Origin of the sequence: Azospirillum canadense (genome assembly GCF_025961225.1) — a bacterium.
In the GTDB taxonomy this organism is placed as follows: Bacteria; Pseudomonadota; Alphaproteobacteria; order Azospirillales; family Azospirillaceae; genus Azospirillum; species Azospirillum canadense.
This window is the reverse complement of record NZ_JAOQNG010000003.1, coordinates 607,378-629,464: the sequence shown is the minus strand read 5'-3', so window position 1 is coordinate 629,464 and position 22,087 is coordinate 607,378. Positions and strand designations below refer to the sequence as shown.

Genomic DNA, 22,087 nt, shown 5'->3' with positions numbered 1-22,087 from the left:
GATGCTTGTCGCCACCACCGCCCGATGCCGTTCAAACACCACGCTGCGCACCGCCACCAGCTCCCCCGCGCCAAGTACCGCATGACGAATTGGGCGGCCTATGAGGCCAGCCTGCGCCAGCGGGGCAGCCTAACCATCTGGTTCAACGAGGACGCCCTCCAGGCTTGCCGCGCCGCCCCGCGCGCCACGCGCGGTGGACACCCCCGCTACTCGGCCGCAGCGATCGAGACGGCGCTGACGCTGCGGGCGCCGTTCCACTTCGCCTTCCGGCAAACCGAGGGAGCCCATCACGAAACGGGGCAACCGCGACTTGGCTGAGGTATAGCTGGCGCGATGTCCGACTCGCTTCCGCCTCAGACACTGCATTTGAAGGTGCAGCTGCGCGATGTTCATCCGGCGGTGTAGCGCCGGGTGCGGGTGGTGGATCGCCTGTCGGTCGCCGATCTGCACCGGGTCATCCAGGTGCTGATGGGTTGGAATGATGAACACCTGCACCGCTTCCGCATCCATGGCCGGAGCTATGGCATCCCGGCCATCGGCGGGCTGAACTTCGGCGAGGACGCCGAGGCCGTGCCGCTGGCGCGTTTCCGGTTCCGGCCCACCGAGCGCTACCTCTACGAATACGATTTCCGGGCCGGCTGGCAGATCGACATCCGCGTGGAGACGATCCTGGCGACCGTGCCCCGGCAGGCTCATCCGGTGTGCCTGGCCGGTCGCGAGACCAGCCCGCCGGACGCGTGAGGCGGACCCCGGGACTTCGCCGAGCAACGGCGCGCGGCGACCGGCTGGGCGATGGCCGAGGACCTGGACACCGTCGCCGCCGTCCTCCGGCGGGTGGCGGACGGGGACCGCTCCACCCTCGACGATCCCGAAGAGCGCCACGCCTTCGAGCGGGCGGTGGCCCACCTGGAGGCGCGCCGGCCCTTTCTGCCCGGCGCCTTCGCGCGCGCCGCGGTCAACGCGCCGCTCTGCGGCAAGCGTTCACGGCGGAGCGGGGCTCGGGATGATCCGGATGGCGGTGCAGGTGGTGTTGATCGCGGCGGATGGGGAGCGGGAGGTTCACGAGGTGGCCCGGCTCGACTGCGGCGACCTTGCCCCGGAGACGCTGGGGCTGTCGTTAGCCGAAGCCAAGGCGATCACCGGTTCCTGCATTGGTGCACGGATACCGTTGTTGCCCCTGCGGACGGGGTTCGATAGGAAACCTGCCCCTTTCTGATCGCCCGTCTGACCATGCCGCACAAACACAATGCCGACCGCCGCCACCGGATTGCGAGGACCCGCTCCAAGGTGACGAACTGGTCGGCCTACGAGGCTGGCCTGCACCAGCGGGGCTCGTTGACGATTTGGTTCAGTGATGAGGCGGTCGCAGCTTGGCAGACGCCGCCGCGGACCACGCCGGGCGGCCAGGCGCGCTCCTCGGATCTCGCGAGACAGCGCTGATCACGAGGACAGTATTTCACCAGCCGCTGCGCCAGACCGAGGGGTTGGTCGGCTCCTTGCTCGCGCTGATGGGGCTGGAGCTGCCGGTGCCGGATCATTCTCCCTTGAGCCGACGATCCAGGACGCTGGCGCTGGCGCCTCAGGCGGCAAGCGGACCGGTGCCCCTGCTGGTCGACAGTACCCGGAACGTGTCAACGATTGTGAGACAGCCCGAGTTATGGATTAGGCTTGGATACTCTCCGGCTTTTGCGGCGGATTGATCCAGGCTTCGATGGGCTTGGCAGGTGGTTCGGGCGCTTTGCAAACGAAGCGCTCCGGGTTGCGGTGATAGGCACGATCGAGGGTTTCCTGGCGTGCGGCATGGACGGCGTCGGTTTGCCCGTAATGCACCTGGTCGGGGGTCATCAGGCCGATCCCGGCATGATGGTGATCCCGGTTGTACCAGGTGAAGAAGTCGCGGCAGAAGGCCCTGGCATCTTCGATTCCACCGAAGCGCTTGGGGAATTGCGGCTGATATTTCAGGGTTTTGAAGTGGGCCTCGGAAAACGGGTTGTCGTTGGAGGTATGGGGCCGGCTGTGCGATTTGGTGACGCCAAGATCGGCGAGCAGGAGGGCGGTGGCCTTGGCCTTCATCGGGCCGCCGCGATCGGCGTGCAGGGTCAATTGGCCGGGCGGGACGGCGTTCTTGGCCAGCGTCTCCTCGAACAGCGCCTTGAACAGGGCGGCGCTCTCGGCATCGGCGACGCACCAGCCGACCACACGGCGGCTGAAGATGTCGAGGATCACGTAGAGATAGTAATAGGACCACTTCATCGGCCCCATCAGCTTTGTGATGTCCCAGGACCAGACCTCGTTGGGGGCCTTGGCCAGCAACTCGGGCTTTCGATAGGCCGGATGGCGGAACTGGTCGCGGCGCTCCCGGACCGCGTCATGCTCGGCCAGCAGGCGGTACATGGTGCGGATGGAGCAATGATAAACGCCTTCGTCGAGCAGGGTGGCGTAGACTTCCGCCGGGGCGAGATCGATGAAGCGCGGCGCGCGCAGAAGGGCGAGCACCGTCTGGCGCTCCTGGGTCGCGAGCGCCCGCGGTGGTCGTGGCCGGGGGCGAGGCGCCGGTTCCCGGCCAGCCAGCCGAACCCGGTGTCGATGGACGCTGGCGCGTGCGACACCCACGGCGGCGCAGGCCGCGCTCACAAGGCCACGGCCGGGGGCCAAGGTGGCGATCGCGCTCATCGCGGCGTCTCGTCGCTGTCGGCGGGAGGCAGGGCAATCCCCAGAAGGTCCGAGAATTTTATGGAATGGCCCGCCCCTCACGCTCCGCCGTTAAAAGCGGCGGACTGAGCTGAGAAAGGAGGGCGACATGCAGATTGCCGTACTGGGGATCGACCTTGGCAAGCGGACGTGCAGTGTGGTCGGACTGGACGCGGCGGGGCGCGTCGTCCTGCGTCGCCGGATGGCGCGGACGAACGTGATCGGGTTCACCGCTGGGCTGCCGACCTGCGTCGTCGCCATGGAGGCCTGCTGCGGCGCCCACCACGTTGGACGCGAGATCGCCGCGCAGGGCCACACCGTGCGGCTGATGTCGCCGGAGTACGTGCGCCCCTACGTCAAAGCGCAGAAGAACGACGACCGCGACGCCGAAGCGATCGCCGAGGCGGCGACGCGGCCGACCATGCGCTTCGTTCCTCTGAAAACCGAAGCGCAGCTCGACGCGCAAATCCTGCATCGGGTCCGCTCGCGGCTCGTGGGGGAGCGAACGGCGCTGATCAACCAGCTGCGTGCGGTGCTGCTTGAACGCGGCCTCGTGTTCCCACAGGGACGGCGACAGTTCGAACAAGCTCTGGCCGAGCTGTTAACCGGAACTGAGACGGCTGATCTCAGCCCCCGAATCCGTCAGTTGCTGGTGGATATGCAAACCGAATGGCAGGATCTCGACCAGCGCATCGCTGCGCTCGATGACGAGTTCGCGGAACGCGCCCGCAGCGATGACAGCGCGCGCCGCCTGGCCACCATTCCCGGCATCGGCGTGCTGAACGCCACGGCGCTGGCGGCGGCAGTGGGCGACGCGAGCGCCTTCGCCCGCGGCCGCGACTTCGCCGCGTGGCTTGGCTTGGTGCCCCGGCAGAGGACAACCGGAGGCAAGGCGAAGCTGCTGGGCATCAGCAAGCGAGGCAACGTGTACCTCAGAACCCTGCTGATCCACGGCGCCCGGGCCGCCTTGCCGGCGCTCAGTCGCAAGGCGACACCGCTTGGTGCCTGGCTGCGCGCCCTGTCCGCCCGCGCCCACGTCAACACGGTGGTCGTGGCGCTCGCCAACAAGCTGGCCCGGATCGCCTGGGCGGTGCTGGTGCGCCAGACGACCTATGAGGCGCACCATGCACACGCATGAACCGAGCCGCCTTCAGCCCACCGGGCATCCGCAAGCGATGATCCGCCTTCGGCCGCCCCTCCTCAAGCCTGGCCCTAGCGGGCCACCGCCTACGGCGGCTGCGGGCTTGACCAGGGACGACCTCCAGGCGCCCTGTTCCACCATCGGATGCCGGATGGGGTCAGGCGGAAGGGATAGAATTGTCCGGGGCCGATCGTCCCGGACGGTGATGTCTGCGGGTGGTTGAGCGAGATGGCCTGAACAGTCGAACGGCGGCCCGGAAACCTGGTTCAAAATGCGGCGCGTCGATGCCGTGACTTTTATGAGGACCGGACCGCGCGGATCTCCATCTGGGCCGGGAGCTGTGCTCCGAGGCCGGATACGTTGGGGCAGACTTTCAGCGCTGGATCAGAAACCGCTTGCCGACGGGGCGGGCCATACGTTTTTGAAGCTCGATGACCGCCTCGGCCCGTTCCAGGCGGCGCTGGAGCCGGGCGATGTCCTGACGAGCTTTGGCCAACTCCGCCTCCAGCGGGGTGGCGGGGGGCGCTGTCGGCCCGCGCTTGAGCGGCTTCAGCGCCTCGAAGGCGCCGGCATCGCGCTGTCGGCGCCAGTCGGTCAGGGCCGACGAGTACAGGCCTTGCCGCCGCAGAATGGCGGCGATCCCGCCGGTGTCCGCCGCCCGATCCGTCTCGGCGAGGATCCTCAGCTTCTCCGCCGCCGTGAAGGTTCGACGCTTCGGACGCGCCGACATCTCTGGGGGACTGCCGCAGGCGCGGCAACAACCCGCGGCTTCTCACCGGCGTCAAGAAGACCGTCCGATACGGTGGCTGGCAGGGGCGTCTTGTTGGGCATGGTCACGCAATGAATTTCCTACGCCCTCGAGCTTAAACTTCAGGGGAGCCGATGTCTCACGGTTATTGGCACAGAGGGACCGGCGTGAAGCTCAGCGGGCCGGGTGAATGGCTGGTCGAGAAGCATGGCACTCAGCGCCGCCGGGCCTGGAAGAAGTTGCACCCGGGTGTCGATGCCGCCACCGGCACGATCGTCGCCTCGACCCTGACCAGCAAGGAAGTCAACGATGCTGCTGAACTCGGCCGCCTGCTCGACCAGATCGACGGTCCGCTCGCCGTCATCATCGCCGACGGCACCTACAACCAAGATCGAGTTTACGATGGTGTGGCCGAACACTCCCCGGAGGCTGCGGTTGTCGTGCCGCCACGCTCCACGGCGGTCTCCAGCCCGTCGGCTGACACCGCTCCGACCCAGCGGGACCGGCATCTCCAGGCCATCGCCAAGCAGGGGCGCATGAGCTGGCAAAAATGCTCGGGCTACAACTCCAATGCCGGGGTCGAAGGGGCGATCAGTCGCTACAGGCGGATCATCGGCGACACCTTGCAGGCCCATTCCCGACCGGCACAGCGGGTCGAAACCGAGATTGCCGTCCACGTCCTTAACCGCATGCTCGACCTCGGACGGCGCGGAATCCGTCCGCGCCGCCTGACGATCAAGCAAACAGAGCAGTACTTCGTCCTCCTGCCTCCGTGCACCAGAGCAACGCCACGCGGTGGTCTGCACTGGAGCCGGTCGTCGGTGAAGAACCTGCTGGACCGCGCCAAAGAACAAGGGCTGGTGCGAGAGGCGGAGCCGACATGACGCTTGGCGAAGTTCCAACCGCCCCGCGATGATCGACGCCTCTCCTCCCAAGCCGGGCGGCTTCGCGCGAGACTTCCGGGCCGCCAGCCTCAACGAGGTGACGGTTCCCGATTCCCACCGCGGGAATTTCCGGATCCCATTCGACAAGCTCCAGCGCGGCGCAGCTGGCCAGGGTTGCGCTCAGACAAAGGCGGGCCCGGTCGCCGTCACCTCGACGAACAGGAAGTTCGCATCGAGCAAGGCGGACGAGGGAGTATCTACGAGCGTGATACTGTTTCCGGCTCCGAAATCGATGAAGGTGCCCTCGGGCCTGTCGGAGATGCAGCCCGCAAGGTCGGCAGCCGAGTTGAGGTTGCTGCCGTTTGCACCCGCTTCGATCACGATGTAGTCCTGAGTGGGATCGAAATAGTGAATGACGTCCTGCCCGCTTGCGGTGCCGAAGACAAAGAGATCCATGCCCCTATCGCCGTACTCGGCGTCGTTGTCGGCGCCGCCCTCAAGCACGTTGAAGCTGCCCGGCGTGTCCGCACTCCAGAAGGACGAGTAGAGGATGTCCCCCCCGAGCCCGCCGCCGAGATAGTCACTGCCAGCTTCGCCGGAGAGCCAGTCCCACGAGGTGGAGCCCAGGATGGCATCGTTGCCGGCCGTGCCGCTGAACGACAGGGGGCCGGGGTTCGTAAGCTGGGTCCATTGCTCTACGTTCGCTTGGTAGATCTGGAAGCCGAGCGAGGTCATGGCCGGTTGCTCCGGCAAGACGAGCCCACTGGGCGCAAATGCTTCATGCATCGGGTATCTCCTCAAGTTATCCGCGTTCTGAGTACGGGCTTCCGCACCTCGAATTCTAAGCGTAAGCGAACGGGGACCCTCTGCAGTTATGCCCCTCACCTACGGCGCGAGTTACGTGAAGTTTTGTTTCCCAATCCGGCACCGTGGTGCATCAAGGCGAGCAGAGACGGACCGAGCCCATGTCCCCCGTCTTTTCACGAAGCGCGGACATAGCTCGAGCGTGCCAAACCGAACATTCGGTTGAGCAGGTTGGCAGCAATCATGAGCTCGGTACGCCGCCCGTCGTCGCTGTGGGTGCGCAGGCGGTCGCCAATGACCTGTTTGTAGCGCGCGATCGCCGCCTCCGCTTTGGCCCGCGCGTCGGCGTGTTGCATCGAGGTGAACTGAGCAAGAGATTGCCCCAGCCCCGTTGGTAATCAGGCGACGCGGGCAGAGTTCGGGCGTCCAAGGTCGATCATGCGGTTGAGGACCGCGACGCCGATGGCGACCTCGGTGGCCTGCGCCGCGTCACAGTGGAAGGGCAGCGCCTCGCCGAGGAGACCCTTCCAGCGCGCCATTTGGCTTTCCACGCCCGCCCGCTTGTTGTAGCCGCTGGCCCGCTGCCACGCCATTCGGCCCTGCTGCGCGATCATCTGGATGTGGCGGTCACGCTGGGTGGGCACGGTCGCGGCGGTGTCGCTGAGCACGGCATCGCTGCGCGGTGGCGCCACCACCGCGACCTCGGGATGGCGCTCGTGCACGGACGCGTAGACGCCGCTCCGGTCATACGCGCCGTCCCCGGTCAGCGAGGCCACCGGTCCGGCGATCTGATCGAGCAAGGGGCCGACCTGGGAGGCGTCATCGACGCCGCGCCCGGTCAGCGTGGCGGCGACAATCCGGCCGCTGCCCGCGTCCATGCCGATGTGCAAGGCGTGCCAGGAGCGCCGCTTCTTGGTGCCATGCTTCTCGATCAGCCATTCGCCCGGCCCACACAGCTTCAGCCCGGTGCTGTCCACCAGCAGGTGGATGGGCGCGCCGCTCGAGCGCGGTGCTGAGGGCAGCGTCACCGTCCGGGCGCGGCGCGCGATGGTGGAGTGATCCGGCACCGGCAGATCAAGCCCGAGCAGGTGCAAGACGGAACCGATCAGCCCCTCGGTCTGGCGCAGCGCCAGACGGAACACCGCCCTCAGCATCAAGGCCGTCGTGATCGCCAAGTCCGAGTCGTGGGGCTGACCACCCGGTGTGGTACGGGGCACCGCCTTCCACCGCGCGACCGCCTCGTCGCTCACCCAGACGGTGAGGCTGCCGCGCTGACGCAAGGCCGCATCATAAGCGGCCCAATTGGTCACGCGCCGCTTCGGTCGTGTGATGTGGTGACGGCGGGCAGCGTTCGCTTTGTAGGGCACGGCCAGGAACCTGAACGGAGGCGGAGCCATGGCCTACGGCATCAGCCCCATCCGTGCAACAGCCCGGCCAAGGCCCGAGAGCGCTTCCCGCCGTCGGTGGTCCGGAACCAGGACGTGAGCGCCCTCGCGGCCAAATGGCGCCGCCGAAACGCCGCCTTCAGTCGGCCTGGTTTGATGGGGGCGCGGGGTGCAGCGCGCGCGGGTTTCCTCCGGCCACCGCCGCGAAGCGGCTGTGGGCCTGCGCCATCAAATCAGCTACGGCCTGCCGAAGCTCCCCGGCGGCGACGGGCTTGTGCAGCAGGCGGTACCCACCGGCCTGCGCCTCGGCGAGGATCGTGCCCCGAGGCGTGGTGTCTGAGGGGGCCTCTGTGCTCTTCGGCGGGTTGAGGCCGCCGGTCTACTCCGCTGCGATGGACAGCGGATCAGGGGTGTGAGGGTGGCACAGCTCGGCCAGGCTTTCCATGGTCATGTAGCGCCGGGCCACCGCCCATTCATCATGCTGCTCCAGCAGCAAGGCGCCGACGAGGCGCACAACCGCCCCTTCGCCAGGGAAGATGCCGACGACGTTGGTGCGCCGCTTGATCTCGCCATTCAGCCGCTCCAGAGGATTCGTGCTGTGCAATTTGGTGCGCAGGTCCTTGGGGTACTTCATGTAGGCCAGCACGTCGAACTCCGCCTCGTCCATCAGCGCCGCCAGCTTGGAAAAGCGCGGCCGCAGGCTGTCGGCCACCCGGCGCCACTGCTCATGCGCCGCCTCAGCGGTCTCCTGGGCAAAGGCGGTGCGAATGGTGGCCGCGACCATCGTCTGGTGCGCCTTGCCGACGCAGGCGAGGAGATTCCTCATGCAATGAACACGACAGCGTTGAAGTGTGGCGCCCAGCACCTTGGAAGCGGCGGCCTTCAGCCCGAGATGCGCATCGGCGATCACCAGCTTTACGCCGCGTAGGCCCCGGCGGGTGAGGGTGCGCAGGAAATCGGTCCAGAAGGTCTCGGCTTCCGACAGCCCGAGGCCGAGCCCCAGCACCTCGCGCCGGCCATCGCTGTTGACGCCGATGGCCAGTATGGCGGCGAGCGAGACGATGCGGCCGTCCTGGCGCACTTTCACGTAGGTCGCATCCAGCCACACAAAGGGCCAGTCGCCTTCCAGCGGCCGGTTCAGGAACGCCTGCACGCGCTCGTCGATGTCCTGGCACAGGCGGCTGACCTGGCTCTTGGAGATGCCGGTCATGCCCATCGCCTTGACCAGATCATCGACGTTGCGCGTCGAGATGCCCTGCACGTAGGCCTCCTGAATCACCGCGATTAGCGCCTTCTCCGCGGTGCGGCGCGGCTCCAGGAAGGCCGGGAAGTAGGAGCCGCGCCGCAGCTTGGGGATGCGCAGGTCGATGGCCCCGGCGCGCGTCTCCCAGGTCCGCTCCCGGTAGCCGTTGCGCTTGGTCTGGCGGTCCTCGCTGCGTTCGCCATACCCGGCGCCGCACAGGCTCTCCACCTCCAGCTCCATCAGGCGCTGGGCGGCGAAGCCGACCATCTCGCGCAGAAAGTCGGCATCGGCGCTCTTCCCAATCAGCTCCTGAAGAGCGATCCTGTCCTCGGTCATCGTGGTCTCCGTCTTGGTTGATGGTCGTTAAGCAACCTCAACTTAGCCGAAGAACACGGTGACCGCCGCTCCCGAACGGCCGGCCCGCCTGCGCCAGCTATGGGGGAGCGCTCCGGCGGGCCAGCCTCACGCCTCAGACACCACGCGGTGGGACGCGATCTCGGCGAGGCGCTCGGGAGCGGTGTCGCCGGTGACGATGGCGGCCGGGATGCGGGCGCCCAGATGCCCATGCACCGCCCGGATGACGTCGAGTCCGGTCTCTGCGGCGCGCAGCCGGTAATCCGCCAGAAGGACGTCCGGCGGCTCCCCGCCGCCCAGGACCTGAAGCGCCTCCGCCAGAGAGCCCGCAGCCAGCACTCGGTAGCCCCAGCCCTCAACCATGGCCTGGAGCCCAAAGCGGACGAGTTCCTCGTCATCCACCACCAGCACCAAGCCGCCAGCGGCGGCGGAAGCGGACGGCTCCGTCGCGACGGCGAGCGGCGTCGGGCTGGCCACCGGGACCTCGATGGTGAAGGTCGAGCCGCTCCGGAGAATCGAGTGCACCTTGATGTCATGCCCAAGCAGGCGGGCCAGGCGCCGCACCACCGCCAACCCCAGCCCCAGCCCTTTGCCGCGGTCGCGCTCCGGGTTCCCGACCTGGAAGAATTCCTCGAAGACCTCGTCCTGTCGCTCCGGGGCGATGCCGATGCCGGTGTCGACCACCTCGATGCGCAGCCGGTCACCGCGGCGCCGCGCTCCCACCAGCACACCGCCACGCTCCGTGTAGCGCACGGCGTTCTCCACCAGATTCCGCAGCATGCGCTCCAGCAGGATCGGGTCGCTGTGCACCACGGCGTCGCTGTCCACGATGCGGAAGCTCAGCCCCTTGCCGTTCGCCCGCGGCTCGTACTCCGCCGCCAGGCGGGAGAGGAGCGGGCTGACCGGCATCGCCAGAGGATTGGCAACGACAAGCCCGGCGTCGAGCCGCGAGACGTCGAGCAGCCCGTTCAGCAACATGCGCAGCCCGTCCAGCGCCTGCTCCATGGCGACGAGCATGTCCGCCGACGGCGTTCCGGCCAAACGCTCTTTCAAGACACCGAGGAACAACACCAGCGACTGCACCGGCTGGCGCAGGTCGTGGCTGGCGGCGGCAAGGAACTTGGATTTGGCCACGTTGGCCCGTTCGGCCTCGGACTTCGCCGCCCGCAGGTCGTCCTCCGCGAACTTGCGCTCGGTGATGTCGCGGCCGATGCCGACCAGACCAATGACGGTCCCGGCGGCATCGCACAGCGGCGCCTTGGTGCTCAGGTAGAAGCGCCGTTCCTGGCGCTTCAAGTCGAAGACCTCCTCCTCGAGCACCGTGACCTCGCCGGTCTGCATGGTGTGCTGGTCCATGGCCTCGATGCGCGCGGCGACGTCGAGCGGGGAGAAGTCGCGGTCGCGCGCGCCGAGAAGTTGGCTCCGGTCGTTGTCGAACAGGCGGCAGGTGCCCTCGTTGACGACCAGAAAGCGTCCCTCGCGGTCCTTGACGAAGACGGGATCCGGAATGCCCTCGATGATCGTCTCCAGCAGCGTGTTGCTGCGTTGGAGGCGGTGTTCGGCCTCGTGGCGTTCGGTGACGTCGCGCATGATGCCGGTGAAGAAGCGTTGCCCATCCACGCGCCACTCGGCGATGGCCAGTTCGAGAGGGAACGTCGAGCCATCCTTGCGGCGTCCCACCACCTGGCGGCCGATGCCGATGATCTTGCGCTCGCCGGTGCGTTGGTAGTTGCCGATGTAGCCGTCGTGCCGGGTGCGGTCGGGCTCCGGCATCAGCATCTTCATGTTGTTCCCAACGGCGTCCTCGGGGGCATAGCCGAAGATGTGCTGGGCCGCGGGGTTGAACGACTGGATGATCCCCGCTTCGTCGATGACCACCATCGCGTCGACCGCGGTGTCGACGATGGCGCGCAGCCGTGCCTCGGCCTGGCGGGTCTCCGCCAGCGCGTGCTCACGCTCGCGGGCGTGGCGCTCGACATCATCGGCCATGGCGTCGAAGGCTTGCCCAAGGCCTGCAATCTCCGAGCGGCCACGCAGGCCCGCTCGGGCTCCTTGGTCGCCGTTCCGCCACCGGCGCGTCACGTCCATCAACGCGGCGATCGGCCGGTGCAGGTAATGCCGACCGCCCCACCAGGCCGCCAGCAAGCTCAGCGCCAGCACGACCGCGGCGAGCGCCAGCGAGCGCACCATGGCATCGTCGATGCCCTGAAACGCCACCGCCCGGTCGATCCCGACGGTGATCAGCAGCCCCTTCTGCCCGGTCGTGAAGGGCGAGTACGCCATGATGCGCGGCACCCCGTCGAGACCGAGCATGTCCGCCGTGCCGGGCTCATGCGCCTCAAGAAGCGGCCGATACGATTCCGGGGCCCCGTGACCGACAACGCCTGGACGCTCCGGGGCACGCGCTACGACGATGCCGCTCCGGTCGATCATGGTGACGGACGTGTTCGGCGGCAGAGGCGCGTGGGCGAGGTATTGCTCAAGCCAGCGGATGTCGAGCGCGCCGACCAACACTCCGGCGGGGCGGTCGTCGGCGCCGTGGTAGGGCAGCGCGAAGGGCAGGACCGGCTTCTGATCCGAGCGCCGAACCACGTACTCGCCGACGACGAAGTCTTGTGTCTCCAGGGCACGCCGCACGTGAGGCCGATCGGCTCCGGAGATACCGAGGCTGCGCGTGTCGGTGGCGCAGCGGACGACCCCGGCCTGGTCTATGACGTAGACGTCGAGATACTCCGGGTAATCGGACCGCAGCCGGTCCAGCAGGCTCTGACAGGTGGAAAAGTCGTGGTCGCGCACCGGCCGGGTTTGCCTCAGCGTCAGCATGATCTGGCGGATGCCTTCAACGAGCCGGACGTGCTCGGCTTCGACCAGCGCCAGCGTGCGGGCGGCCTGCTGATGGACGTCGGCTTCCCGCGCGTGGCGCAGTTCGACCTGGTTCCACACCTCGATGCCCACGGTGGGCAGCAAAACCAGCAGCACCAAAAGCGTCAGGCGGTGAAGAAGGCTCATGGGCACCCAGGATGGATGGCGGCGGGCCGATTGTTTTGGCACTGTGCAAACAACCGAATGGTGCACATCTCGTCACGGTCGCGTCCGCCTCAGGGTTGGGAAGCGACCACGACCGACGGAGTGGTGGGCCCCTCCGTGCAGAGCTTGGCGCAACCGCCGCGGTCCGGCCCCCGGGTGGGTTTCGCCGCGGGACCCCGCTGGTCGGCTGGGATCGTCCGGCGGACGGGGACGACCACCCAGTCATCTGATCAATCTGACCGGCCACCGCGGTAGCCATGACGGTCCATGTGCCCAACGGAGCTGGCCACGCGTTGTATTGCCGATTTTCGCTTTCAGCGTGTCACCATAAGCTCCGGCGAGGCCTTCCGATGCGCGATGTGCGGCGAGCATTGATGGCTGTTTTTCCCCTCATGCTCATGGTCATGCCACTTTTCCCTTCCGCTCAGGCGCAAACCGTGCCCGTCCTTCCCTGCGAGGAGGTGCCCGTGCCAGCCTATGCGCCACCCGGCCAGCCGCCATCGGTGCGCGTCTGGAGTGAGAATGCACCGCAAAGGAACTGGGAGCCGCCACCATGCACGGGAGGGAGCGCTGACCGCGACCGAGTGCTTGTCACCGTTGCCGCGACCTTCCGCACCGCGGTCCCGGGGCTGGGAGGCAGACCGGACGGGCTGATTGCGCGTGTCGGAGCGATCTCCACGTTGACCGGCGTGCGGTACTGGTCCGTCAGCGACGAAGCCTGGCAGCCGCTGGTGACCTCGGCCACCGCCCTGAGCGGGCCGGGGGGAGCCCCGCGACGGGACTTCACGCCAGCCGACATCAGCGCGGGCCGCGACCTGTTCTTTGTTCAGACGGACAGCCGCTCCTCCGGCCCCGTGACCTTCCGCATCCGTGTGCTGGAGGCCGGGCCCAATGCGGTCCGGTTCACCGTCGAGAATGTCAGCCCGATCGACTTGTTCGTGATCACCCTGTTCGGGCCGGGCGATCTCCAATCCTTCCATTCCCTGGAACGTCGATCATCGGACACGTGGGCCTATTACGGCTTGCTCCGCGCCGGCGCTGGGGCAAGCCGCCTCGCTGGCGGGCATGAACGATTCTATGTGAATCGCGCCGTCGCCTTCTATCGATTCCTGGCTGGTGTGCCGACCGACCGCGACCCACCCGTAGCGCGTTGAACAGAAGCTTTCCAAACGCAGACGCTTGGCCCGGCAACTTTAGCCGAAAGAACTAGCCGCAAAGTCGTTGATTGAAGCCCGCGGCCGCTGAGTAATGTTGCTGTCGTGCAACGCTCGCTTTGGGAGCGGAGTAACTTGAAGCACTCGAACTACAGGTTGTATTTGTCCCATGGCTGACGTGGTGGCTCCAGTAAGCGCGGTTGCTGTATGTTGAGAGTCGAAACCACCGAGGGCTTCGGGTTGTCTGGTAAGGTCACGGCCGGTACCTCTCTGCGCACGCGGCTCATGCTGTTGGTGCTGGCCTGTGCGCTGCCGCTGGCAGCGTTTGCGGGGGTGCTGAGCTATCAGTTTGTGCAAGCCCAAAGCCGAATCCTCCAGGACCAAGTGCGTGAACGCGTCGACGCTCTGTCGCAGGCGGTGGATCGGTACATTTCCGAAACCGAGGTCTCCTTGGAGGTGCTGGCGACCTCGCCGGCGTTGCAGCAGGGCGACCTGCGCTCGTTCCATGCGCAGATCATGGAAGCGGTGAAAAAGCGCGGGGTCGGTATCGTGCTGCTCGACACCACCGGCCAGCAGCTCGTCACCACCAACCTCGCCTTTGGAGAGCCTCTGCCACGGCGGACCGACCTGGAAACCTTGAACCGCGTCGTAGCGACCGGCCGGCCGCAGATCTCTGACCTGACCATCGCCGCGGTCCAACAGCGTCCGATTCTGTCGGTCGAGGTGCCTGTGTTCGTGGTGGGGCGCTTGACCTATGTGCTCGCGATGGGCATCACGCCCGAGGCGCTTGGGAAGGTGATCCGGAGCCAAAACTTTCCGCCGGAGTGGACGGTGGCCGTGCGCGACCGCAAGGGCATCATTGCCGCGCGTTCCCGCGACGCCGCCCGCTTCATCGGCCAGCCCGGAAATCCGAGAATGACCGAGCCGTCGGCGAGAGCGGACGAGGAGGCGTGGTATGAGGCGGTCGATCTCGAAGGGCGGGCCGTTTATGGCAACTTTGTCCGCTCCACCTTGACCGGTTGGAGCGTCGTCGTAGGGGTTCCCCGCGAGACGGTGGTAACGCCGTTCCGCAGTCTGGCGGGGCTGGTCGCCGCGGCGGCGGCGGGGGTGCTTCTGGTCGGCCTGCTGCTGGCGGCGCGGGTCGCCCGCGGCATCACCCGGCCACTGTATCGGCTCGCAGAACTGCCGATGCGGCGAGGACCGCATCCGGCTCAATTCGTCTCGGGCATCATCGAACTCGACCGCGTCGCATCGCTCTTGGCCACCCGCGAGAGGGAGCGGGACGAGGCCTTGGCGCGTGTTCGTGACAGTGAGGAGCGCCTGCGAGCGACCTATGAGCACGCCCCGGTCGGGATTGCCGAAACGGATCAACAGGGGCGCTTCCTGCGCGTGAACACATGCATGGCGGCGCTGACCGGCTACAACGTCGATGAACTGCTCCAGCTCGATCTGTACCGGCTCACACACCCGGCGTTCCGTGAACAGCAGCGTGAGTTGTACCAGCAGCTTTGGGCTGGGGAACGCGCCAGTTACAGACTGGAAAAACGGTACATCCGGAAGAATGGAGAGGAGTTCTGGATCGAAGTGACCTGCTCGATGGTGCGCGATGCAGCTGGCCACCCCAAGTACGCAATCCGCATCATCCGTGATGTGTCGGAGCAAAAGCGCTCCATGGAAAGCCTGCGGTTGCTGATCAAAGAACTCAACCACCGCGTTCGGAACAATTTGGCGAACGTGCAATCCCTCGCTCGTCAGGCAGCGGTCGGCCAGAGTGATATGAACCAGTACCTCGGCGCGTTTGAAGACCGCCTCATGGCGCTGTCCCGCGCGCATGATCTTCTCAACGCGACGCAATGGTCCGGTGTGGGGTTGCTCGATCTCATTCGCGGGATGTTGAAACCGTTTGGCGTGTCGGACCCGGAACGTTTCGATGTGCGAGGCGATGATCTCGTGGTGGGGCCGGAAACCGCACTGTCCTTGGCGATCGTGATCCACGAGTTGGCAGCGAACGCCGCGAAATATGGAAGCCTTGCCGGACCACAGGGCCGGGTCGACATCCGGGTCATGGCACTGGACCACGACTATCAGCTCGGTTGGAAGGAGTCCGACGGCCCTGCTGTCGTGCCGCCCCAGCACCGAGGCTTTGGCTGTCGCCTTCTCGACCGGCTCATCGGGGTCCAACTCAACGGCAGCTCCCAGCTTCTCTTCGAGCCGGATGGTGTGCGCTGGATCCTGGCGTTCGATCCGGAAGTCGTAAAGCCTCACAGCCGCCCGGCCTGGAAGGCAGCGGCAGACACGGTGTTGTAAAGCGGGCTGAGTTGGTCGATCGCCTCGAAAGGCGGTGACGTTCGCACCAAAGCGGTCGGCATCACAGCCCCGGCCGGCCAGCCGCACGCCTCGGACACCACGTACCGGGACACGGCCTCGGCTGGCGCGAAAAGCACAGTGGGCTTTGAAGCGGATCTGCCGCCTGCATGGTCGAGGGACTGGAGATCGGTGAGATGTACCCCGATTGCACTGAGTTCCGTATTGATCCGGCAAAGTTTGGCTGACGTAATGATCGCCAACACGCGGTGCACGAAGGCCGCAACCGCTGGGGAGGAACTGGTATGCAGCGATCCGATGCCGCGGGTCCGCTGCTTACGTCCCCGTTGCGGCCGAAGGATCATCCAAGCCCGACCAAGGGGAGGCAGCCATGACCGCCGAAGCCGATCGGCAAATCCGTGCCATCGTCGAGAATTGGTTGACCGAAGTCCGCGCCCACGATGGGGCCGGCATCGCCGCCCTCGACACGCCCGACGCCTCCTTCATGCTGCCCAACGCCGAGGCCTGGGTCGGGCGCGATGTGATCGTGGCGGCCTGGACGCCGCTCTTCGCCCTGCCCCAACCTGTTCCCGACGTTCGGTCCTGCCCGCATCGGTGTGGCGGGGGAGGCCGATATGGCCGTGGAGAAGGAAGTCCAACCAGGACGTCGGACGACTGACGGACCGCGGCAAGTCCCTTGTGGTCCGGACGCGCACCGGTGAGGGCTGGCGCGTCGCCGCGGGCATCCGCAACACCGATCTCCCGGCGGTCGGACCGGGACGGACCTCCGCCGCCATACTGAGCCCGGCCGGCGAAACGGCTTCACACGCGTTGATTGGGTGCTGCATGACCCGGATCGTCACCACGGTCACCATCCGTCGCCCGATCGCCTTGGTGTTCGACTACGTCACCACGCCGGCGAACTGGCCGGCGTGGCATCCCGCCTCGCGGTCGGTGTCCGGTGAGGCCGGGCATTCGCTCCGTTCCGGCGAGGAGGTCGTGGAGGACTTCGTCGTGGCCGGCCGGCCCGGCCGCGCCATTTGGCGCGTCACCGGGTGTGATGCCCCCACCCTCTGGAGCATCGAGGCGGCCAATGCCGAGGGCCAGGCCAGCATCACGTACCGACTGGCCGAACGCGGCGAGGAGACGGTGTTCGTGCGCGACCTGGCCTACACGGTGGCGACACCCTGGCTCGCCGTGCTCGACGTCGTCCTGATGCGCCGGCGGATGCGCCGGGAAGCGCAATCGGCCGTGCGCCGCCTTAAGCAGATCCTGGAATCACCGGTGCCGGAGAACGCCACAGCCGAGGGAGCCCGCGACGACATGGCAATGGAGCGAGCCCGGCCCTGATATCGGCCGTTGGTCCATCATCTGCCTGTGAGGCGTGTCACGGCCGGTGGCGACCGGCCCTTCTCGCCCAATGCCGGTGAACAACGTTGGACGGCGAAGATACACCTGGCGCGAGGCCTGTGCCGCAGTCGGCTGTTTCCTATCTCGTCGATGGCCGCGGTCGGCGTTACGGGAGAAAAGGAAACACGTTGTCGGGTACGGTCCAGGGGCCGGCGACGACGTCGCAGTCTGCTCGCGCGATTCAACGGGACGTGACTGGGAGGCTCACACGAAAAGCCCGCCGTGACTGAGACGACGGCGGGCCAAGGTGATTCTGCTACCAAGGCCTCAATCCTTGGGGCGTTCATAGCGTATCGGGAAACATCCGATTGGACCAGTGGTCATGCGGCGACGATCCACTCGGCGGCAACCTCTAATAGAGAGCGGCCGCCCAATCGGAAGTCGTGTCAAGGGCGGCGCTCCCTGTGGACGCCGCTCGACATTCTGTTGGACCGGCGCGGCGCTCCGCCTGCTCAACGCCCAAAGCGTCAGCGTAAGAGTACGCCGATTGGCGTCCAACACGGGAGCCCTCTTGCGCAAGGCACCGTCCTGCGACAGCTCATCCCTCGTCGGCGCGAACGCTACAAAGCGGTTGTCGCCGTCCATGCGGCAGCCGGGAGCACATCCAGAGCAAGCCCCAAGACGGCTGAACACGCCAGCGCGGGGCGCAGGCGGGGCTCCGCGACCTCGTCGCACACGACGCCGAATTCCTCCTCCCAAAGCGCCAGGCTATAGAGGCGCCACTGGCTGCGACGGTCGAGGCGGCGGTACCGGTCCGCCAAGCTCCTGCGGCTGCAGAAGCGGGCCAGCAACGGCGAGCGCAGCACCGTGCGGGTCATCACGTCGGCGTGCCGTGCCAGCCAGAGGGATTCCGGCGCCGCGAAGGCGATCTTGTTGCGCCGCCAAGCGATGTCGGTGGGCAAGACGTCGTCCATGGCCTTGCGCAGCACCCACTTGGTCCAGCCGTCCCGCATCTTGAGCCCGGGGCCAAGCGCGATGCCGCGCTCGACCAGCCGGTGATCGAGAAACGGCAAGCGGGTCTCGATGCCGAACGCCATCGCGTTCTTGTCCTCATAGCGCAGCAGCGCCGGCAGCCCCGTCGTGGTGACTTCCAGCACCTGCAGCGCGCGCAGGTCGAAACAGCCCCGCGCCAGCCGCCACATCCAGTCGGGCATCGCCGGGCGCGCTGCCAGATGGCGGGCACGCAGCAGGTACTGGCAGTAGCGCGCCTGGGGCAGGAGGTCGCGCGCCACAAGGGCCGCCAAGTGAAGCGGCCCGACACGCGTATTGTTGCGGGTCACTTGGTTCATCCAGGCGAACGTCTGGAGCGTGCCCTGCTGCCGCCACAGCGCCATGGCGCAGGCCGCGTAGTAGCGGTGATAGCCAAGCAGGCTTTCGTCCGCCCCCTGCCCATCCAGCAGCACCACCATGCCCGCGCGGCGCGCCGCCTGCATGACCGCCGCCTGCATGCAGATCGACGGCGACGGGAACGGCTCTTCCTGGTGGCGGACGACGAGGGGCAGCAGCTCGGTGAGATCCTCGTAGGTCGGCTTGGTCTTGACCCAATCCAGCCCACCGGCCCGCACCACCTCCGCGGCGTACCCCTCTTCGCTGTTGGTTTCATCCTCGCTGACGGCGGTGATCGCGCCGAACGGTGACCCGCTGGCCGCGTGGTGCATCCGCGCGGCCAGCAGCGACACGCTGGAGCTGTCCAGCCCGCCGCTCAGGCAAGTGCCGACGCGCACGTCGGACCGCAGGCGCAGCCGGACCGCCTCCTCGAACAGCTCGCGGTAGTCTTCAACCGGGTCGCCGTCCGTCGGCTCCGCCACGCGCTGCGCGAGGTCATAATAGCCGCGCATCGACAGCGCGTCGGTCTTCAGGTCATAGGTCAGGCAATGCCCCGGCAACAGGCTGTGCACGCCGTCGAAGAAGGTGTCCGCTGACTGAACCAGCGTACCGGTCAGCAGGAACTCCGAAACGCTGGGCGCGTTGGCCCGGACCGCGCCGAGGAACGGCAGCAGCTGGCGGATCTCCGAGCCGAAGGCGAAAGCGTCTTCGGTCCGCACGTAATAGAAGGGCTTCTCGCCGAAGCGGTCACGGGCCGCAAACACGAGGTCGCGCGTGCGGTCATGAATGGCGAAGGACCACATGCCGTTGAGCCGCGACAGGCACTCGGTTCCCCACTCCGCATAGGCGGCGAGCAACACCTCGGTGTCCGTGCGGGAGCGGAAGCGGTGGTCAAGCGCTTCCAGTTCGGCGCGCAGTTCAAGGAAATTGTAGATCTCGCCGTTGAAGGTGATCAGGCGCCGTCCGTCGGTCGACACCATCGGCTGATGGCCGGCTGCGGACAGGTCGAGGATGGCCAGCCGGCGGTGGCCGAGCGCCACTCGGCCGTCGATGTGGTGGCCTTCTCCGTCGGGGCCGCGATGGCGGACCGCGTCGGTCATGGCGCGGATGCGCGCCCTCAGGTCGAGCTTACCGTTCCGGGCGACGATGCCTGCTATTCCGCACAAACCGCGACCCTCCCGCATGGGCGGCGGCGTCCGGGACACGCCGGAGCAGGAAACCGCTCGCCGTCGTTACGGCCCTTCCTGCCATTCAACCACAGGCTCAAGAAATCTCGGATATGTGCGGAAGCACTGATGCTGAATTCAACGAGTCTTGTTCTTTTTTGCGACCATAGTTGACTGAATGACGCGTCGGGGGTAATCCCCCGCGATTGGTTTTGCTCTGCAGCAAATTTCCGTATCCTGCCAAAGGCCCAGCATTCCTCGCCTGTTGAGTTGACACAGAGAAACCGGAGGCAAACCGGCCGGACTATGACCAGCATGAGGAGGGACCATGAGCGTCAGCGCGGAAGCGAAACGATTCCTTTTGGCCATAGCGCATGAAAGTCAGAGCTTGTTCGTAGCTGTCATGCGTTGACGGTCTCGGCAGCGAGCCGTTTGAGGCGGCGTGAGAGGATCGAGACGAAGGCGATCTCGATGAAGGCGACGAGGGGCTCCTTCGTCCGCTCGACGACCGTGTTCAACCGGCGATAGAGGACGAGCCATCCGAAAGAGCGTTCCACCGCCCAGCAAATTCCGGCCGGAATGAAGGTCCCGTTCCGACCGCGGGCGACCGGTTTGACGGTGATCCCGAGCGCCTCCCCGGCCTTGGCCAGGCGCTCGCCGCGGTAGCCGAGGTCACCCAGAGCCGGCCCCTGGAAGCCGCGCCCGGCCAACTGGCGCAGCACCGGCACGATGCCCTTGGTGTCGTGCACATTGGCCGGTGAAGCGTCGATCGCCAATGGGGTGCCGTACTTCTCGACGGCGATGTGGACCGTCACGCCGCGGACCTTCTTGCCGCCATCGACACCGCGGGCGAAACAACTCGGGGCCGAGCGACAGGTCCGGCTGTCGATCACGACGGTGCTCGGCTCCGCCGTGTCGCCGCAGGCCAGCCGCCACGTCCGGCGCAGCCGGTCGAGCAAGCGGCGCCACAGCCCAAGCCGCGTCCAGCGGGCGAACAGCGTGTACAAGGTGCCGAAGGGAAAGCCGGAGAGCTGGCCGATGGCGCGCCATGGCATGCCGCAAAAACACACGCACCAGATCGCCATAATCGCCTTGCGCAACGCCGGCCCGGTCAGCGCCGGCTTCGGCCCGACGCGGTTGGGTCGAGTGCCATCCGCCGTCACGGTGGCCAGTTCCGCCAGGACCTCATCGACGAAGGCGTCGACATCGGCGAACGCGTCCCAGGACGTCGGAGCGGTGCTTGCGGGACGAACGGCGGTGCCCATAAACTGCTGCCCTGATGGCGGTGGATGACGGCCACAGCCCTACCAGACCGTCCACCCAGCGCAAATCCTCTGTTCAGATTAAAGTAGCATTTTGGTCAGCACGGGGTGGCGCGGCCAGGCTACAAACAAGCTCTCAAGGACGCGGCTGTAGCCGACGACGCCCAGAAAGGGCAGATGCGAGAATAACTGGAACCGGGTCGTTTTCTGGAAGCCGCAAGAACCGTTCTCAACCGCTTACCAGACGCTCCCGTTATTCTCGCGAGTCGCCGTGGTTCATGCCTTTGTGTGTGCCGCTGGTGTGGCACAGCTCGTGACTCACAGCCCGTTTGAGAAGGTCATGGCGGGGGCAGGCGCTTGCGGTTTGGATGGGCGAGGCGGTGGAGCCTGAGGCGGATCATGGCCAGGGTGACCATGGTCTCGGAGACCTCCGGGAGTTCCTCGTAGTCCTTCGATAAGCGCCGCCACCGCCCAAGCCACCCGAGTGATCGCTCGACGACCCACCGGCGCGGAACGAGGATGAAACCGCCGCCGGTGATCCGCCGGACGATGATCAGGGTCAGCCCGAGCCGGAAGCAGGCGAGGATGACCGGCATCCGGTTATAGATGCTGTCGGCGAAGACGGCCCGCAGCCAACAGTACAGGCGTTTGATCCGTGTCAGCAGTTCGCCGGCGCTGTCGGCATCCTGAACGTCGGCCGCGTGGACGAGGACACCGAGCAGCAAACCCGAGGTATCGACCGCGATGTGGCGCTTGCGCCCCCAGACCTTCTTAGCCGCGTCGTAGCCACGCGGGCCCCTTTTTCGGTCGTCTTCACGCTTTGCGTGTCGATGATGGCGGCGGAAGGACTGGGCTCCCGTCCCTCCAGTTCGCGCAGCATCGTCAGGAGGTGATGGCGCATCGCCTCCCACACGCCGTCACGCTGGAACAGGCGCATGTACCAGTAGACCGTTTGCCATTTCGGGAAGGCGGGAGGCGGTGGCAGGTGCCGCCACTGGCAGCCGGTCCGCACCACGTAAAAGAGCCCATCCAACAGGCGGCGCATGTCCACCGAGCGTGCCCGCCCTCCGGGCTTGGCGGGCGGGATGAGCGGCGCCAGCAAGCGGTATTGCTCATCGGACAGCGCCTGACCGGCGCCAAAATCACCGACCAGGACACGATCTTGCGGCGTCCACATGGCGGGCCTCC

General features: G+C 66.7%; 17 protein-coding genes and 3 pseudogenes. 10 read left to right on the top strand and 10 right to left on the bottom strand.

Annotated elements, in window-relative coordinates:
* Positions 1-24 precede the first annotated feature (24 nt).
* The 4 genes and pseudogenes from M2351_RS21175 to M2351_RS21160 all read left to right on the top strand — a co-directional run.
* Positions 25-318 (top strand): transposase, encoded by a 294-nt coding sequence (locus tag M2351_RS21175; protein ID WP_406567420.1) that lies wholly within the window; start codon positions 25-27, stop codon positions 316-318.
* 93 nt (positions 319-411) lie between these two features.
* Positions 412-741, top strand: coding sequence for a plasmid pRiA4b ORF-3 family protein (locus tag M2351_RS21170; RefSeq protein WP_319801907.1), 330 nt, complete (start codon positions 412-414; stop codon positions 739-741).
* Positions 742-1,012: 271 nt separating this feature from the next.
* A complete protein-coding gene (locus M2351_RS21165; protein ID WP_264658026.1) occupies positions 1,013-1,216 on the top strand; it encodes a hypothetical protein in 204 nt (67 codons plus the stop codon).
* A 14-nt stretch (positions 1,217-1,230) separates the two neighbouring features.
* Positions 1,231-1,622 (top strand): annotated as a pseudogene (locus M2351_RS21160) (transposase); the annotation flags it as partial.
* Between the two features lie 40 nt (positions 1,623-1,662).
* On the opposite strand, the pseudogene M2351_RS21155 reads toward M2351_RS21160, so the two are convergent.
* Positions 1,663-2,733, bottom strand: a pseudogene (locus M2351_RS21155) (IS3 family transposase); the annotation flags it as partial.
* A gap of 67 nt (positions 2,734-2,800) precedes the next feature.
* Here M2351_RS21155 and M2351_RS21150 point away from each other — a divergent pair.
* Positions 2,801-3,829, top strand: a complete 1,029-nt coding sequence (locus M2351_RS21150; RefSeq protein ID WP_264657760.1) for an IS110 family RNA-guided transposase — start codon at positions 2,801-2,803, stop codon at positions 3,827-3,829.
* A gap of 400 nt (positions 3,830-4,229) precedes the next feature.
* Here M2351_RS21150 and M2351_RS21145 read toward each other — a convergent pair.
* Positions 4,230-4,669: pseudogene (locus M2351_RS21145) on the bottom strand (IS3 family transposase); the annotation flags it as partial.
* Between the two features lie 78 nt (positions 4,670-4,747).
* Between M2351_RS21145 and M2351_RS21140 the strand changes: the two are divergent.
* Positions 4,748-5,464 (top strand): transposase, encoded by a 717-nt coding sequence (locus tag M2351_RS21140; RefSeq protein WP_264658025.1) that lies wholly within the window; start codon positions 4,748-4,750, stop codon positions 5,462-5,464.
* A 180-nt stretch (positions 5,465-5,644) separates the two neighbouring features.
* Here the strand turns inward: M2351_RS21140 and M2351_RS21135 are convergent, their stop codons facing one another.
* From M2351_RS21135 to M2351_RS21115, 5 genes are all read right to left on the bottom strand, one after another.
* Positions 5,645-6,199: a hypothetical protein gene (locus M2351_RS21135; RefSeq protein ID WP_264658024.1), complete on the bottom strand. Its 555-nt coding sequence runs from the start codon at positions 6,197-6,199 to the stop codon at positions 5,645-5,647.
* A gap of 245 nt (positions 6,200-6,444) precedes the next feature.
* A complete protein-coding gene (locus M2351_RS21130) occupies positions 6,445-6,624 on the bottom strand; it encodes a hypothetical protein (protein ID WP_264658023.1) in 180 nt (59 codons plus the stop codon).
* A 42-nt stretch (positions 6,625-6,666) separates the two neighbouring features.
* Positions 6,667-7,635, bottom strand: a complete 969-nt coding sequence (locus M2351_RS21125; protein WP_264658022.1) for an IS5 family transposase — start codon at positions 7,633-7,635, stop codon at positions 6,667-6,669.
* 397 nt (positions 7,636-8,032) lie between these two features.
* The gene (locus tag M2351_RS21120; RefSeq protein ID WP_264654291.1) at positions 8,033-9,232 is read right to left on the bottom strand and encodes an IS256 family transposase; all 1,200 of its coding nucleotides are present in this window, start codon (positions 9,230-9,232) and stop codon (positions 8,033-8,035) included.
* 126 nt (positions 9,233-9,358) lie between these two features.
* Complete coding sequence (locus M2351_RS21115) at positions 9,359-12,259, bottom strand: PAS domain S-box protein (protein ID WP_264658021.1); 2,901 nt, start codon at positions 12,257-12,259, stop codon at positions 9,359-9,361.
* 368 nt (positions 12,260-12,627) lie between these two features.
* Here M2351_RS21115 and M2351_RS21110 point away from each other — a divergent pair, with 368 nt between their 5' ends.
* The 4 genes from M2351_RS21110 to M2351_RS21095 all read left to right on the top strand — a co-directional run bounded on the left by M2351_RS21110 (position 12,628) and on the right by M2351_RS21095 (position 17,085).
* Positions 12,628-13,431, top strand: a complete 804-nt coding sequence (locus M2351_RS21110; RefSeq protein WP_264658020.1) for a DUF6675 family protein — start codon at positions 12,628-12,630, stop codon at positions 13,429-13,431.
* Between the two features lie 207 nt (positions 13,432-13,638).
* A complete protein-coding gene (locus M2351_RS21105; RefSeq protein WP_264658019.1) occupies positions 13,639-15,738 on the top strand; it encodes a sensor histidine kinase in 2,100 nt (699 codons plus the stop codon).
* A 388-nt stretch (positions 15,739-16,126) separates the two neighbouring features.
* Entirely contained in the window at positions 16,127-16,414 is a 288-nt protein-coding gene (locus M2351_RS21100; RefSeq protein ID WP_264658018.1) for a YybH family protein, read from the top strand.
* A gap of 20 nt (positions 16,415-16,434) precedes the next feature.
* Positions 16,435-17,085, top strand: coding sequence for an SRPBCC family protein (locus M2351_RS21095; protein WP_264658017.1), 651 nt, complete (start codon positions 16,435-16,437; stop codon positions 17,083-17,085).
* Positions 17,086-17,705: 620 nt separating this feature from the next.
* Here the strand turns inward: M2351_RS21095 and asnB are convergent.
* The 3 genes from asnB to M2351_RS21080 all read right to left on the bottom strand — a co-directional run bounded on the left by asnB (position 17,706) and on the right by M2351_RS21080 (position 22,076).
* On the bottom strand, positions 17,706-19,637 hold the full coding sequence (asnB, locus tag M2351_RS21090; RefSeq protein WP_264658016.1) for an asparagine synthase (glutamine-hydrolyzing): 1,932 nt from the start codon (positions 19,635-19,637) through the stop codon (positions 17,706-17,708).
* 401 nt (positions 19,638-20,038) lie between these two features.
* Positions 20,039-20,902 carry an IS5 family transposase gene (locus tag M2351_RS21085; protein ID WP_264658015.1) on the bottom strand — a complete coding sequence of 288 codons (864 nt, stop codon included), beginning with the start codon at positions 20,900-20,902 and terminating at the stop codon, positions 20,039-20,041.
* A gap of 335 nt (positions 20,903-21,237) precedes the next feature.
* Positions 21,238-22,076 (bottom strand): IS5 family transposase gene (locus tag M2351_RS21080; RefSeq protein WP_264658014.1). Its coding sequence is split into 2 segments (ribosomal slippage): positions 21,238-21,701 and positions 21,701-22,076, totalling 840 coding nucleotides; the frame shifts between segments, so codons are not numbered across the junction.
* Positions 22,077-22,087 lie beyond the last annotated feature (11 nt).